This is a genomic window from Shimia sp. CNT1-13L.2, from assembly GCF_024331145.1.
In the GTDB taxonomy this organism is placed as follows: Bacteria; Pseudomonadota; Alphaproteobacteria; order Rhodobacterales; family Rhodobacteraceae; genus Shimia.
Window position 1 is genome coordinate 206,831 of sequence record NZ_JANDJO010000001.1, and the last position, 13,653, is coordinate 220,483.

Sequence of the window (13,653 nt, forward strand, 5' to 3'; positions counted from 1 at the left end):
AAGGATACCTCATGTTCACCCGTTTTAACCCCGCACGCCGGTTTCTGAAAGGGGCCGCTTCGGCCCTCGCCCTGCTTGGCCTTTCGGCCTGTATCGAAGGCACTGGCCCGACCATTTCCACAAGCAACCCGGTGCCTGTCGCCCTTCTCGTCCCCGCTGGCTCGAGCGATTCCGGCGAGGCGCTGATCGCGCAAAGCCTTGAAAACGCGGCGCGTCTGGCCATTGCCGATCTGGACGGCGTGAAAATCGACCTGCGTGTCTATGCCACCAAGGGCAACGCAGATGTCGCCGCCCAAGCCGCCCAACAGGCCGTGTCAGAAGGTGCCAAGATCATTCTCGGCCCGCTGCACGCCGAATCCGCCAACGCCGTGGGCAAGGCCGTGGCCGGCAAGGGCATCAACGTCCTGTCGTTCTCCAACAACGCCGCCATCGCGGGAGGCAACGTCTTCATTCTCGGTTCGACCTTCGAGAACACCGCAAACCGCCTGGTGAAATACGCCGCCAGCCAGGGCAAGCGCAACGTTCTCGTCGTGCACTCCAACAACGTGCCCGGTCAGGTCGGCCGCAACGCCATCAACGCGGCCCTCAACGGCTCGACCGCGATCAGCGCGGGCACCGTCGGCTACGAGTTCTCGCAGCAGGGCGTGATCAGTGCCATTGACGAGATCAAGACCGCCGCCACCGACGGCAACGCCGACGCGATTTTCATGACCGCCTCGACCTCCGGTGCGCTGCCCCTGTTCTCGCAGATGCTGCCGGAAGCGGGCCTTGATCCGCAGACGGTTCAGTACATCGGCCTGACCCGTTGGGATTTGCCCTCGCAGACCCTGTCGCTGCCCGGCGTTCAGGGCGCATGGTTTGCCCGCCCCGACGCGCAGCTGAACCGCGCCTACCTTGACCGCTACGCACAGGCCTATGGCGGCCTGCCTCACAACCTCAGCGGCCTTGCCTACGATGGTATTGCGGCGATTGGCGCACTGGTCAAAGCGGGCAAAAGCAACGCATTGACCACGACAGCCCTGACACAGGGCGCCGGCTTCCAGGGCGTGAATGGTATATTCCGCCTGCGAGCCAACGGAACGAACGAACGCGGACTGGCAGTCGTCACGATCCGCGACAGACAAGTGGTGACTCTTGACCCTGCTCCCCAAAGCTTCGGCGGCTTCGGCTTCTGATAAGGCCGCAACCCCGTTTCCCGATCCGACTGCCGAGTTGATTTGCCCGGCAGACGACATTTTTGACCGCACCGCCGTTCTGGACGCGATCGCCGCCGCCCGCGAAGAGGCCGCAGATGATCGTTCCTACCGCAACGAGGTGGTCAAAATCCTGATGGCGGCCCGCAAGTCGGGCAACGCCGCCATCAAGGATGCCTTCACGGCAAAACCCTTCGAGGCACGCCCGATGACGCGCGCCTATACCTGGCTCACCGATTGTCTTGTCGGCGCCGCGCACCACGTCGCGACCGAGCACCTGCACCCGCTCAACAATCCGACCGAAGGCGAACGTCTTGCGCTCTTTGCCGTCGGCGGCTATGGCCGCGGTGAGATGGCGCCGCATTCCGATGTCGACCTGCTGTTCCTGACCCCCTACAAGATCACCGCCTGGGCCGAGAGCGTCATTGAATCCATGCTCTACATCCTGTGGGACCTGCGCCTGAAGGTCGGGCATGCGTCCCGCACGGTGAAAGACTGCCTGCGTCTTGGCGAAGAAGACTTCACCATCCGCACCGCGCTCCTTGAACACCGCTTCCTGCGCGGCCACGCACCCCTGTCCGAAGAACTGGGCAATCGCCTCGAGAATGATCTGTTCAAGGGCACTGAACGCGAATTCATCGAAGCCAAGCTCAACGAACGCGACGAGCGCCACAAGAAACAGGGCGAACGCTATGTCGTTGAGCCCAACGTGAAAGAAGGCAAGGGCGGTCTGCGCGACCTGCAATCGCTGTTCTGGATCGCCAAATACGCCTACCACGTCCAAAGCGCCCGCGACCTGCTTGATCAGGACCTGTTCCGCGAAGACGAATACAAACGCTTTGAACGCGCCGAGAATTTCATCTGGGCCGTGCGCGCCCATCTCCACATCATCGCCAACCGCCCTGTCGAACAACTCAGCTTTGACATGCAGGTCGAGGTGGCCGAACGCATGGGCTATACCGACAAGGGTGGCCGGCGTGCCGTGGAACACTTCATGCAGGACTATTTCCGTCACGCCACCAGCGTCGGCGACATGACCCGCATCCTGCTGACGAAACTCGAGGCCGACCACCGCAAGGCCGCGCCGCTTTACGAACGCATCTTCCGCCGCCGCCCCCGCATCAAGGCGGGCTACAAGGAAATCCACAACCGTCTGGCCATCGCCGACGACACGACCTTCCTGTCCGACAAGCTCAACCTGCTGCGACTTTTCGAAGAGGGCCTGCGCACTGGTCTGCTCATCCACCCCGACGCCATGCGTCTGGTCACGGCGAACCTGCATCTGATCGACGATGACTTCCGCGCCAACAAGGAAGCCCAGCGCATTTTCCTTGATCTGCTCCTGAAACACGGCAACCCCGAGCGTGCGCTGCGCCGCATGAACGAACTGGGTGTCCTGTCGGCCTTCATCCCCGAATTCGAACCGATCGTGGCGATGATGCAGTTCAACATGTACCACTCTTACACGGTGGACGAACACACCATTCAGGTGATCTCGAACTATGCCCAGATCGAACGCGAGGAACTGCAGGTCGAACTGCCGCTCTCCTCCGAGATCATCAAGAAGGGTGTGAACCGCAAGATCCTCATGGTCGCCATGCTGCTGCATGACATCGGCAAGGGGCGTGACATCGACCATTCCATCCTTGGCGCCCAGATCACCCGCAAGGTTGCCCCGCGCCTTGGCCTGAGCAAAAGCGATTGCGACACTGTGGAATGGCTGGTGCGCTATCACCTGCTGATGTCCGACACCGCCCAGAAACGAGACATCGCTGACCCACGCACCGTGCGCGACTTTGCCAAGGCGGTGAAAACCGTCGACCGCCTGAACCTGCTGACCGTTCTCACCGTCTGCGACATTCGGGGCGTTGGTCCGGACACATGGAACAACTGGAAAGCCGCGCTGCTGCGGGCGCTGCACGGCCAGACCCAGACGGTTCTTGAAAACGGCATGGAGGCCATGACCCGCGAACACCGCGGTGCGGCCGCCAAGAAGAACCTGCGTGCCGAACTGGCGGACTGGCCTGCAAAAGACCTCAAGAAGGAAACCGGCCGTCACTATGATCCCTACTGGCAGGGCCTGCACGTCACGGCCCATGTGGTCTTTGCCAACCTGCTGCGCGACATCGGAGACGATGAAATCCGCATCGACCTGCACCCCGACGAAGACCGCGACGCCACTCGCGCCTGTTTCGCGATGGCCGATCACCCCGGCATCTTCAGCCGCATGTGCGGCGCGCTTGCCCTTGTCGGGGCCAATATTGTCGATGCCCGCACCTTCACCTCGAAAGACGGCTATGCAACTGCGGCCTTCTGGGTACAGGACGCTGAGGGCAAACCCTACGAGGCCAGCCGCCTGAAACGTCTTGAGCAGATGATCCACAAAACCCTCAAGGGCGAAGTGATCGCAACCGAGGCCATGAAGTCGCGCGATGTGATCAAGAAACGCGAACGCGCCTTCAAGGTGCCTACCACGATCACCTTCGACAACGAAGGCTCGGAAATCTACACCATCATCGAGGTCGACACCCGCGACCGCCCCGGCCTTCTGTTCGATCTCACCCGCACGCTGGCCAACAGCAATGTCTACATTGCCTCGGCCGTGATCGCGACCTTCGGTGAACAGGTGGTCGACAGCTTCTACGTCAAGGACATGTTCGGCCTGAAGTTCCACGCCGACAGCAAGCAGCGCACCCTTGAGACAAAGCTGCGCGAGGCCATCGAGCGCGGCGCTGAAAGGGCCACGTCGTGAAGCCGATCCGGCTCATGCGCGGCTTCCTGACGGTTGGCGGCTGGACAATGGCCAGCCGCGTCCTCGGCTTCGTGCGTGACGCGATGATTCTCGCCTTTCTCGGCACCGGCCCACTGTATGAGGCCTATGTCGTGGCCTTCCGCCTGCCCAACATGTTCCGCCGCTTCTTTGCCGAAGGGGCGTTCAACATGGCCTTTGTGCCCATGTTCTCCAAGCGGCTGGAAGGCGACGAAGACGCCCTCGGCTTTGCCCGCGAGGCCTTTTCCGGCCTCGCCACCGTGCTGATCCTTCTGACGCTTCTGGCGCAGGCGGTCATGCCCTGGCTGGTCTGGGGGCTGGCCTCCGGCTTTGCCGGTCAGGACCAGTTCGCCCTCTCGGTCGAATTCGGCCGCATCGCCTTTCCCTACATCCTATTCATCTCGCTGGCCGCCCTCCTGTCCGGCGTGCTGAACGCCACCGGACGCTTTGCCGCCGCCGCCGCCGCACCGGTCCTTCTAAACGTTCTCCTGGTCAGTGGTCTGGCGATTTCCGCTTGGATCGGCGGGGATGTCGCCCGCACCCTGATCTGGATGATCCCCGTCGCCGGTGTCGCCCAGCTGCTGCTGGTGGCGATTGCCGCCGCGCGGGCGGGCTTCCCGATGCGCCTGCAACGCCCGCGCTGGTCACCAGACATGAAACGGCTGGTGGTCGTGGCCCTGCCCGCCGCCCTCGCCGGTGGCGTGGTCCAGATCAACCTGCTTGTCGGCCAACAGGTCGCCTCATACTTTGACCGCGCCGTCGGCTGGCTCTACACCGCCGACCGGCTTTATCAACTGCCCCTTGGCGTGGTCGGCATCGCCGTCGGCATCGTGCTCCTGCCTGATCTCTCCCGCCGCCTCAAGGCCGGCGACGAAGCCGGATCGCGCACCGCCTTTTCCCGCGCCGGGGAAATCGCGCTGGCCCTCACCATCCCCTGCGCCGTGGCGCTTGTGGTGATCCCGCTGCCGCTGGTCTCGGTCCTGTTCGAGCGCGGCCAAGCCACCGCCGATGACAGCGCCGCCATCGCCGTGGCTGTCGCCATCTACGGCCTTGGCCTGCCCGCTTTCGTCCTGCAAAAAGTGCTGCAACCGCTGTTCTTTGCCCGCGAAGACACCAAAAGCCCCTTCCGCTATGCGCTCTGGGCAATGGTCGTGAACGCCATCGTCGCCATCGGCCTTGCCCCTGTCATCGACTGGCTCGCCCCCGCCGTCGCAACCACGCTTGCCGGTTGGGTGATGGTTCTGATGCTGGCCGTCGGCGCCCGCCCGATGGGCTATGTCGCGCGCTTCGACGAACGCTTCCGCCGCCGCATGCCGCGGATCGTGGTTGCCTCTGGCGTCATGGGCGCGGCACTTTGGGGTGCAACCCTTGTCCTCGGCCCGATGCTTGGCACCGACGGCTGGCGCTACCTCGCGCTGGCGCTCCTGATCCTCGCCGGCGCCGTCACCTATTTCGCCGTTGGCCAGCTGATCGGCGCTTTCAACCTGTCGGACTTCAAGAAAGCCGCCCGCCGCGAGGTTTAATCCCGGCGCATCCGGCTCAGGATGCGCTGCCAGCCGCCCGGCACAAAGACAAACGACATCAGGAACCCGGCTCCGAACCCGGCCACATCCGCCACCCAGTCGCGGTTGCCGCCAAAGATCAGCCCGAACAGCAACTGGATGCCGACAAGAAGCCCGATCAGGCTGAAGGCCCGCGCCTGGTTTTCTCCAAGCTGCCCCAGCCGCGTCCACAACAGAAAGGTAAAGGCCCCGATCAGCCCGTAAACCCCGGGATAGGCCCCGATCAGAGGCGCTGATTCCTCAAGCAGGACCGTAAAGGCCAGCGCCCCGCAGATGCCCGACACCACGAAGACCGCCAGCGTCGCGACCGGCGAAAACACCTCGCCCACCATCTTGCCCAGCGCCAGAAGCATGACCCCGGCAAAGGCCGCGTGTGTCAGGTTTTGGTGCACAAACAAATAGGTCACCGTGCGGATCACATGTTCAAACGGCCATATCCCGTTGCCCAGCATCCACTCAAAAATGTCGTCCGAAAAAGCATAGCGCTGCAAGGCCGCAAGCCGCCAGCCAACCCCCTCGTGCCCACCGGCATAGCCGCGCGCGCCCGCCGTAAAGATCAGCTCGATCCCGATGATGACAAAGAACAACGCCACCACCACCGGCGGCAGCGGGTTGATCGGGCTCTGGTTCTCCTGCTTCTGCATTCTGCCTCTCCTTGACGGGAATTTGCCCCATCGGTAAGGCAACACCACACATAAATCCAGACGGAGTATCCATCATGAACGAGGCGGTCCAAACGTCCTCCAACTTTACCCCACGCGTCTTTTCCGGGATTCAACCCTCGGGTGGCCTGACGCTGGGCAATTACCTCGGCGCCATGAAGCGGTTCGTCACCATGCAGGACGCAGGTGACTTCGAAACCGTCTATTGCATGGTCGACCTGCACGCGATCACCGTCTGGCAAGACCCCGACAAGCTGCGCCACGCCACCCGCGAACTCTGCGCAGGCTTCATCGCGGCGGGCATCGACCCGGCCAAATCCATCCTCTTCAACCAGAGCCAGGTGTCGGAACACGCGCAACTGGCATGGATCTTCAACTGCGTCGCCCGCATGGGCTGGATGCAGCGCATGACCCAATGGAAGGACAAGGCCGGCAAGAACCAGCAGAACGCCTCGCTGGGCCTGTTTGCCTACCCTGCGCTGATGGCCGCCGACATCCTTGTCTACCACGCCACCCATGTGCCGGTCGGGGAAGACCAGAAACAGCACCTCGAACTGACCCGCGACATCGCGATCAAGTTCAACCACGACTACAAGGTCGATTTCTTCCCGGAAACCGAACCGGTCATCGAAGGCGCGGCCACCCGCGTGATGTCGCTGCGCGACGGCTCCAAGAAGATGTCGAAATCCGATCCTTCGGATGCCTCACGCATCAACATGACCGATGACGCCGAAACCATCGCCAAGAAGATCCGCAAGGCCAAGACCGATCCCGACGGCCTGCCTTCCGAAGCCAAGGGCCTGGAAGACCGTCCCGAAGCACGCAACCTGGTCAACATCTATGCGGCGCTCGCCGACACCACGGTCGATGCGGTCCTCGCCGAGGTTGGCGGCAAGCAGTTCTCGGAGTTCAAACCGATGCTGTCCGAGCTCGCGGTCGACAAACTGGCCCCGATCTCGACCGAGATGGCCCGCCTGATGCAGGAGCAGGACGAGATCGACAAGATCCTCGATGCCGGGGCCACCCGCGCCCGCGCTATCGCCGCACCGATCCTCAAGAAAACCTATGAAATCGTCGGCATGGTCGGTGCCTGATCTCAACGCGGGGGGCTCGCCCCCCGCCCCCCCCAGAGTATTTTCGGTGCATTGAAGCCAGGCCCCTCTCTTCAATGCACCCCAAATACTCCCGCCGGAGGCATCCTGCCTAACGGCACCCGGTTACATAGCCGACATATCTCCGTCACGAATCTGTATCTCTCCTCCCCTAGCTTTGCGCTCTGAACGCACTAGGCTGATAGCCACCTGAACAGGGAGCCAGAGATGGACCACGAAGATCTTTCGTTTGACGAACATGACGAACTGCTGAACCCGCGCCCGGAAGAAACCGAATTCGACCGGATCGTCGACACTGCGCTGTCGCGCCGCGGCTTTCTTGGCGGGGTCATGACCTTTGGCCTTGGCACCTTCCTTGTCGGCACCACCGCCCTGACCCGCGAGGCACAGGCCGGGGACCGTTTCGGCTTTGCCCAGGTGGCCGCCAACACCGACGACACCATCACCGTGCCGGAAGGCTTCGAATGGGAGCCGGTGGTGCAATGGGGCGATCCGCTGTGGAGCGGCGTCGAAGGGTTTGACGATGTGACCCGCGGCACCGCCGCAACCCAGGCCCGCGCCTTTGGGGACAACAACGACGGCATGTCGATCTTCACCCGCAACGGCCGCACCGTCATGGCCATCAACAATGAATACACCAACCGCAAGATCATCTGGGGCAACCGCCCCGAGGGCAAACCTGAAACCGGCGACGACATCGAAAAGGGCATGATGGCCCATGGTGTTTCGGTCTTCGAAGTGGCCCGCGACGAAAAGGGCGCCTGGCAGGTGGTCCTCGACAGCGAGTTGAACCGCCGCATCACCCCCCGGACCGAGATGGACCTGACAGGCCCCGCCGCTGGCCATGACCTCCTGAAAACCGCGGCCGACCCGAGCGGCACCAAGACCCTTGGCACCTGGAACAACTGCGGCAACGGCGAAACCCCCTGGGGCACCTACCTGACCTGCGAGGAAAACTTCAACGGATACTTCTCTGCCGCAGACGAGGCCCACGAGGTCAGCGCCGAACTCAAGCGTTACGGCGTGTCGTCGAAAGACTGGGGCTATGGCTGGGCCAAGATTGACGAGCGTTTCGACGTCTCGAAAAACCCCAACGAACCCAACCGCGCCGGCTATGTCGTCGAGATCGATCCCTTTGATCCCACCTCGACCCCGAAAAAGCGCACCGCTCTTGGCCGTTTCAAACACGAGAACGCCGCCGTTGTCATCGCGGCAAACGGCAAGGCGGTTGTCTACCTCGGCGACGACGAGCGTGGCGAGTTTCTGTACAGGTTCGTCTCGCATGGCACCTACGCGGCCACCGGCGACAACTCGGACCTGCTTGAGAGCGGCGATCTCTTCGTGGCCAAGTTCCACGACGACATGCGCGGCGAATGGCTGGCCCTGACCCCGGAAACCACCGGCATGTCCGACGCGGAAATCCGCATCCACACCCGCCAGGCCGCTTCCAAGGTCGGTGCCACCACCATGGACCGCCCCGAGTGGGTTGCGGTGAACCCGACCAAGGCCGAAGCCTATGTCGCGCTCACCAACAACAAGAACCGCGGCAAGAAGCCGAACAAGGGTGGCGACGACACCCCGGCCAACGGCCCGAACCCGCGGGTTGGCAACAACTATGGCCAGATCGCCCGCTGGATGCCCGACAACGAAGACCACAGCGCCCCCGGCTTTGCCTGGAACCTGTTTGCGCTGGCGGGCAACCCGGAGGTCCACGACGACGCCTATGCCGGCTCTGAAAACATCAACGCGGGCAACATGTTCAACTCGCCCGACGGCATGGCCTTTGACGAAACCGGCCTGCTGTGGATCCAGACCGATGGCAAATACTCCAACGAAGGCGACTTTGCCGGCATGGGCAACAACCAGATGCTCTGCGGGGACACGGTGACCGGCGAAATCCGCCGCTTCATGGTTGGCCCGAAAGAGTGCGAAGTCACCGGCATCTGCTGGTCGCCGGATCGCCGCACCATGTTTGTCGGCATCCAGCACCCGGGCGAAAAGGGCAATTCCCACTTCCCGCGCGGTGGCACCAGCGTGCCGCGTTCGGGTGTTTTCGCCATCCGTCGCACCGATGGTGGCCTGATCGGCTAAGGGCAACCCGGATTACCCCAAAGATCCTTTTCAGAACCAAACTTTTCGCCCCCGACCTCCCCCGGTCGGGGGCTTTCCATTTGCCGCTTTCCGGGGATGGACCTTCCCGCCTCCCGGGTCTAGCATCCGCCCGAGCGAGTGAGGGAGATCAGATCATGGCCATCAGCAAAACCATCCGAACCTATTTCAACGGCACCTGGCACGACGGCGATGTTCCTGTGATGAACGCGGCCGACCACGGCGCATGGCTGGGCACCACGGTGTTTGACGGCGCCCGCTTCTTCGAAGGCATCACACCTGATCTCGATGCGCACCTGGCCCGCGTGAATCGTTCGGCCGAAGCGCTCATGCTGACCCCCACGATGGATGTCGAGGCGATGCTGGAGATCACTCGCGAAGGTCTCGAAGGATTTCATGCGGACGAGGCCGTCTATATTCGCCCGATGTACTGGGGCATCGATGGCGACATGACCAAGAGCGCGATTGCCCCGACAGCCGATGCCACCGGCTTTGCCATTTCCCTCGAGGCCGTGCCGATGGCCACGGCCGAGGCGACCACAACGCTCACCCGCACCCGTTTTCGCCGCCCGACCCTCGACAATGCGGTGGTGAACGCCAAGGCGGGCTGCCTCTATCCCAACAATGCCCGGATGCTGGTCGAGGCCCGCTCCAAGGGATTTGGCAATGCGCTGGTGGCCGATGCCATGGGTAATGTCGCCGAATCCGCCACCGCCAATGTCTTCATGGTCAAAGATGGCGAGGTCTTCACCCCCATCCCCAACGGCACTTTCCTTGCCGGCATCACCCGCGCCCGCCACATCGCCAACATGAAGGCCGATGGCATGGCCGTCCACGAGGCCATCCTGTCCTTTGAAGACTTCGAAGACGCGGACGAGGTTTTCCTTTCCGGCAACATGTCCAAGGTCACCCCTGTCACCGCCTTTGATGATCGCCAGTATCAGGTGGGTCCGGTCACGCGCCGTGTGCGCGAGCTTTATTGGGACTGGGCGCATTCCGCCTGATCCCGCGCAACGGCAAACCCGGCCTGGACTTATCTTCTTTCATTGCCACCGCCCAAACCATCGGCCATGATCGCCGCAAGGGAGACTGATGATGCGTAAATTCCTCGTTGTTCTGGACGACAGTCGCGAATGCCTGAACGCAATGCGCTTCGCGGCGATGCGTGCGGCCCATACGCAGGGCGGTGTGCAGATCCTGTCGATCATTCCGCCGGACGAGTTCAATCACTGGATGAGCGTTGGCGAGGTGATGCGCGAAGAAGCCCGCGAACGCATTCACGCGCATTTCGAAGTTTTCGCCAAATGGATGCGCGACAAGCAGGGTGTTGATCCCGAACTGGTCATTCGCGAAGGCGAGGCGGTACGCGAAATCCTCGACCAGATTTCAGAAGACAAAGACATCGGGGTTCTGGTGCTTGGCGCAGGGACCGACAAGAAAGGTCCCGGCCCGCTGGTGACCCAGATGTCCCGCAACTCCGGCAGCCTTCCGATCCCGATCACCGTGGTGCCCGGCGATCTCTCAAAGGAACGGCTCGAAGCCATCACATGAGCGCGCCCGCGCTGGACTACTGGTTCGAATTCGCCTCGACCTATTCCTATCTCACGACGATGCGGATCGAAGACATGGCCCGTGAGCGCGGCATCACCCTGCGCTGGCGGCCCTTCCTGCTTGGCCCGATTTTCGCCGCGCAGGGCTGGACCACCTCGCCCTTCAACCTCTATCCCGCCAAGGGCCGATACATGTGGCGCGACATGGAACGCCTCTGTGCCGCGCGTGGCTTGCCCCTCCAACGGCCAGACACCTTCCCGCAAAACGGGCTGAACGCCGCCCGCCTCGCGATTGCCGCGGGCGCTGACATGCCGGCATTCTGCCGCGCCGTCTACACCGCGCAATTTGCCGAAGGCGCCGACATCTCGGCCCCCGCCACATTGAAGAAATGCCTCGAAACCGCGGGCCTTCCTCTGTCGCTCATCGAACGGGCCCAAAGCCCCGAGGTCAAACAGGCCCTGCGCGATCAGACCGATATGGCCATCTCCCTTGGCATCTTCGGTGCGCCCAGCTTTACCGTCGGCAAGGAACTGTTCTGGGGCGACGACCGTCTTGATCAGGCTTTGGACCACGCACTCCGGCACTGATTTAGAACCATTCCAAACCTTGACTAACGGCCCCCCAAGGCGCATATCCGATGTAACTTCGAAAGCAGGTGCCCACATGTTCATTCAAACCGAATCCACACCGAACCCCGCAACACTCAAGTTCCTGCCCGGCCAGACCGTGCTGGAAACAGGCACCGCGGACTTTCCTTCTGCCGAAGGCGCAAGCGCCTCGCCGCTGGCCAGCCGCGTGTTTGCCGTCAACGGCGTGACCGGCGTTTTCTTTGGCAATGACTTTGTCACCGTGACCAAGGCCGACAACGTCGAGTGGGACCACATCAAACCGGCCATCCTCGGCGCGATCATGGAGCACTTCCAATCCGGTCAGCCGGTCATGGCAGGCGAGGCAATCGCCCCTTCCGGCCACGCCGATCACGACGGCCCCGACGGTGAGATCGTTGTCCAGATCAAGGAACTTCTTGATACCCGCGTCCGCCCCGCAGTGGCACAGGATGGCGGTGACATCACCTTCCACGGTTTCGATCGCGGCGTTGTCTACCTGCACATGCAGGGGGCCTGCGCGGGCTGCCCCTCCTCGACCCTCACCCTGAAAATGGGGATCGAGAACCTTCTGCGCCACTATATCCCCGAAGTGACCGAGGTACGCCCGGTTGCCGTCTGACGGCCCCCCGACGCCTTCGGCCGATACGGCCTTTACGGGACGGTGCTATTGCGGCGCCGTCTCTTTGCATTCGGACACAGCTCCCCTGACGGTGGCCTATTGCCACTGCTCGGATTGCCGCCGCTGGACCGGCGCGCCCGTCGGTGCCTTCGCTGCCTTTCGCGCCGCCGATCTGTCCGCCACCCCGAACCAGGGCCCCGGCGTCTCCCACACCGCGGGCGTCACGCGGTGGAACTGCCCGTCCTGCGGCTCGCCGCTGATGGCAACCTTTGACTACCTCCCCGATCAGGTTTACGTACCGCTTGGCCTGATTGATCAGGCCGACCGCCTGCCGCCCCGCATCCATTGCCACGCCGATTCCACCTATCCATGGCTGCTCATCGAAGACACCCTCGAACGCGTCTCGGCCTCTGGCCGAAACACCCTGAACGCCGCTGACTGAAAGACCGCCCCCGTGACGCTGATCCTTGGTTTCGACACCTCCGGCCCCCATTGCACGGCCGCGCTCCTGCAAGACGAGACCGTCGTCGCGCAGAAAACCGAAGACATGGCGCGCGGTCAGGCCGAACGCCTGATGCCGCTTCTCGAAGAAACCCTTGCCGAAGCGGGCTTTGAATGGGCAGACCTCACCGCAATCGGCGTCGGCGTCGGCCCCGGCAATTTCACCGGCATCCGTATTTCCGTCTCGGCGGCACGCGGACTGGCGCTGGCCCTGAACATCCCCGCCGTGGGCGTCTCCACTTTCGACGCAACATCGTTTGGCCAGCCGGATCCGCACGTCCCCACCGTCCCTGCCCCGCGCGATCAGGTCTATGCCATCCTCCCCGATGCCGCCCCGGCCCTGCTTCAGACGCTTGAGACCGACCTACCCGTCCTCATGCCCCCCGCACCAGCACTGCTTGCCGAGAATATCGCCCGCGTCGCCCTCCTGCGCCACGCAGAGACCCCGACCCGTCCGGCCCCGCTTTACATCAAGGCCGCCGATGCCGCCCCGCCGCGCGATCCGGCGCCAACCATCCTGCCATGACCCCGGCCCAGCTCGCAGCCCTGCATGCTGCCGCCTTCACACAGTCGCGCCCCTGGTCAGAACAGGAATTCGCCGATCTCCTGGCCTCGCCCTTCTGCTTTGTGGTCGGTGACACAACCGGATTTGCTCTGGGCCGCGTGATCGCGGGCGAAGCCGAACTCCTTACCATCGCCACCCACCCCGACGTCCGCCGTCAGGGCCGCGGCCGCCACTGGCTCACTGCCTTCGAAACCCAGGCCCAAACCCTCGCTGCCACCGAAGCCTTTCTCGAAGTGGCCGCTGACAATGCGCCGGCCATCGCGCTCTACCAATCCGCAGGTTACGAGGATCGCGCGATCCGCAGCGGCTACTACCAGCGCCCCGACGGCAGCCGGATCGACGCGCGCGTCATGGGCAAGCGGCTTCCCTAGCGTCATCCATCAAATGTTGCTGAATCTTGT

General features: G+C 63.1%; 13 protein-coding genes. 12 read left to right on the forward strand and 1 reads right to left on the reverse strand.

Annotation, left to right across the window (positions count from 1 at the left end; genetic code table 11):
* The first annotated feature begins 11 nt into the window (after positions 1 to 11).
* From NNA36_RS00995 to murJ, 3 genes are read left to right on the forward strand one after another with little or no spacing between them, the layout of a single operon-like run.
* Entirely contained in the window at positions 12 to 1,175 is a 1,164-nt protein-coding gene (locus tag NNA36_RS00995) for a penicillin-binding protein activator (protein ID WP_255103410.1), read from the forward strand.
* Positions 1,135 to 3,945: a [protein-PII] uridylyltransferase gene (locus NNA36_RS01000; RefSeq protein WP_255103412.1), complete on the forward strand. Its 2,811-nt coding sequence runs from the start codon at positions 1,135 to 1,137 to the stop codon at positions 3,943 to 3,945. Before NNA36_RS00995 ends, NNA36_RS01000 begins: the two co-directional genes overlap by 41 nt.
* Positions 3,942 to 5,486 (forward strand): murein biosynthesis integral membrane protein MurJ, encoded by a 1,545-nt coding sequence (gene murJ / locus NNA36_RS01005; protein ID WP_255103415.1) that lies wholly within the window; start codon positions 3,942 to 3,944, stop codon positions 5,484 to 5,486. The genes NNA36_RS01000 and murJ overlap by 4 nt, the downstream gene beginning before the upstream one ends.
* Here the strand turns inward: murJ and NNA36_RS01010 are convergent.
* On the reverse strand, positions 5,483 to 6,169 hold the full coding sequence (locus NNA36_RS01010; protein ID WP_255103416.1) for a rhomboid family intramembrane serine protease: 687 nt from the start codon (positions 6,167 to 6,169) through the stop codon (positions 5,483 to 5,485). The genes murJ and NNA36_RS01010 overlap by 4 nt on opposite strands.
* A 74-nt stretch (positions 6,170 to 6,243) precedes the next feature.
* Between NNA36_RS01010 and trpS the strand changes: the two genes are divergently transcribed.
* The 9 genes from trpS to NNA36_RS01055 all read left to right on the forward strand — a co-directional run bounded on the left by trpS (position 6,244) and on the right by NNA36_RS01055 (position 13,623).
* On the forward strand, positions 6,244 to 7,281 hold the full coding sequence (gene trpS / locus NNA36_RS01015) for a tryptophan--tRNA ligase (protein WP_255103418.1): 1,038 nt from the start codon (positions 6,244 to 6,246) through the stop codon (positions 7,279 to 7,281).
* 225 nt (positions 7,282 to 7,506) lie between these two features.
* A complete protein-coding gene (locus tag NNA36_RS01020) occupies positions 7,507 to 9,390 on the forward strand; it encodes a PhoX family phosphatase (protein WP_255103420.1) in 1,884 nt (627 codons plus the stop codon).
* 155 nt (positions 9,391 to 9,545) lie between these two features.
* Entirely contained in the window at positions 9,546 to 10,412 is an 867-nt protein-coding gene (locus NNA36_RS01025; protein WP_255103421.1) for a branched-chain amino acid aminotransferase, read from the forward strand.
* 91 nt (positions 10,413 to 10,503) lie between these two features.
* Positions 10,504 to 10,959, forward strand: coding sequence for a universal stress protein (locus tag NNA36_RS01030; RefSeq protein WP_255103423.1), 456 nt, complete (start codon positions 10,504 to 10,506; stop codon positions 10,957 to 10,959).
* Entirely contained in the window at positions 10,956 to 11,546 is a 591-nt protein-coding gene (locus NNA36_RS01035; RefSeq protein WP_255103425.1) for a 2-hydroxychromene-2-carboxylate isomerase, read from the forward strand. Before NNA36_RS01030 ends, NNA36_RS01035 begins: the two co-directional genes overlap by 4 nt.
* Before the next feature lie 76 nt (positions 11,547 to 11,622).
* Complete coding sequence (locus tag NNA36_RS01040) at positions 11,623 to 12,186, forward strand: NifU family protein (RefSeq protein WP_255103427.1); 564 nt, start codon at positions 11,623 to 11,625, stop codon at positions 12,184 to 12,186.
* A 64-nt stretch (positions 12,187 to 12,250) separates the two neighbouring features.
* Entirely contained in the window at positions 12,251 to 12,628 is a 378-nt protein-coding gene (locus tag NNA36_RS01045) for a GFA family protein (protein WP_255103429.1), read from the forward strand.
* A 12-nt stretch (positions 12,629 to 12,640) separates the two neighbouring features.
* Complete coding sequence (gene tsaB, locus NNA36_RS01050) at positions 12,641 to 13,213, forward strand: tRNA (adenosine(37)-N6)-threonylcarbamoyltransferase complex dimerization subunit type 1 TsaB (protein ID WP_255103431.1); 573 nt, start codon at positions 12,641 to 12,643, stop codon at positions 13,211 to 13,213.
* The gene (locus NNA36_RS01055) at positions 13,210 to 13,623 is read left to right on the forward strand and encodes a GNAT family N-acetyltransferase (RefSeq protein ID WP_255103433.1); all 414 of its coding nucleotides are present in this window, start codon (positions 13,210 to 13,212) and stop codon (positions 13,621 to 13,623) included. The genes tsaB and NNA36_RS01055 overlap by 4 nt, the downstream gene beginning before the upstream one ends.
* The last annotated feature ends 30 nt before the right edge of the window (positions 13,624 to 13,653 follow it).

Bases quoted from the DNA above. Each gene is read 5' to 3' on its own strand.
- NNA36_RS01030 (WP_255103423.1), top strand. From the start codon at position 10,504: ATGCGTAAATTCCTCGTTGTTCTGGACGACAGTCGCGAATGCCTGAAC.
- NNA36_RS01025 (WP_255103421.1), top strand. From the start codon at position 9,546: ATGGCCATCAGCAAAACCATCCGAACCTATTTCAACGGCACCTGGCAC.
- NNA36_RS01035 (WP_255103425.1), top strand. From the start codon at position 10,956: ATGAGCGCGCCCGCGCTGGACTACTGGTTCGAATTCGCCTCGACCTAT.
- NNA36_RS01055 (WP_255103433.1), top strand. From the start codon at position 13,210: ATGACCCCGGCCCAGCTCGCAGCCCTGCATGCTGCCGCCTTCACACAG.
- trpS (WP_255103418.1), top strand. From the start codon at position 6,244: ATGAACGAGGCGGTCCAAACGTCCTCCAACTTTACCCCACGCGTCTTT.
- NNA36_RS00995 (WP_255103410.1), top strand. From the start codon at position 12: ATGTTCACCCGTTTTAACCCCGCACGCCGGTTTCTGAAAGGGGCCGCT.
- NNA36_RS01010 (WP_255103416.1), bottom strand. From the start codon at position 6,169: ATGCAGAAGCAGGAGAACCAGAGCCCGATCAACCCGCTGCCGCCGGTG.
- NNA36_RS01020 (WP_255103420.1), top strand. From the start codon at position 7,507: ATGGACCACGAAGATCTTTCGTTTGACGAACATGACGAACTGCTGAAC.
- NNA36_RS01040 (WP_255103427.1), top strand. From the start codon at position 11,623: ATGTTCATTCAAACCGAATCCACACCGAACCCCGCAACACTCAAGTTC.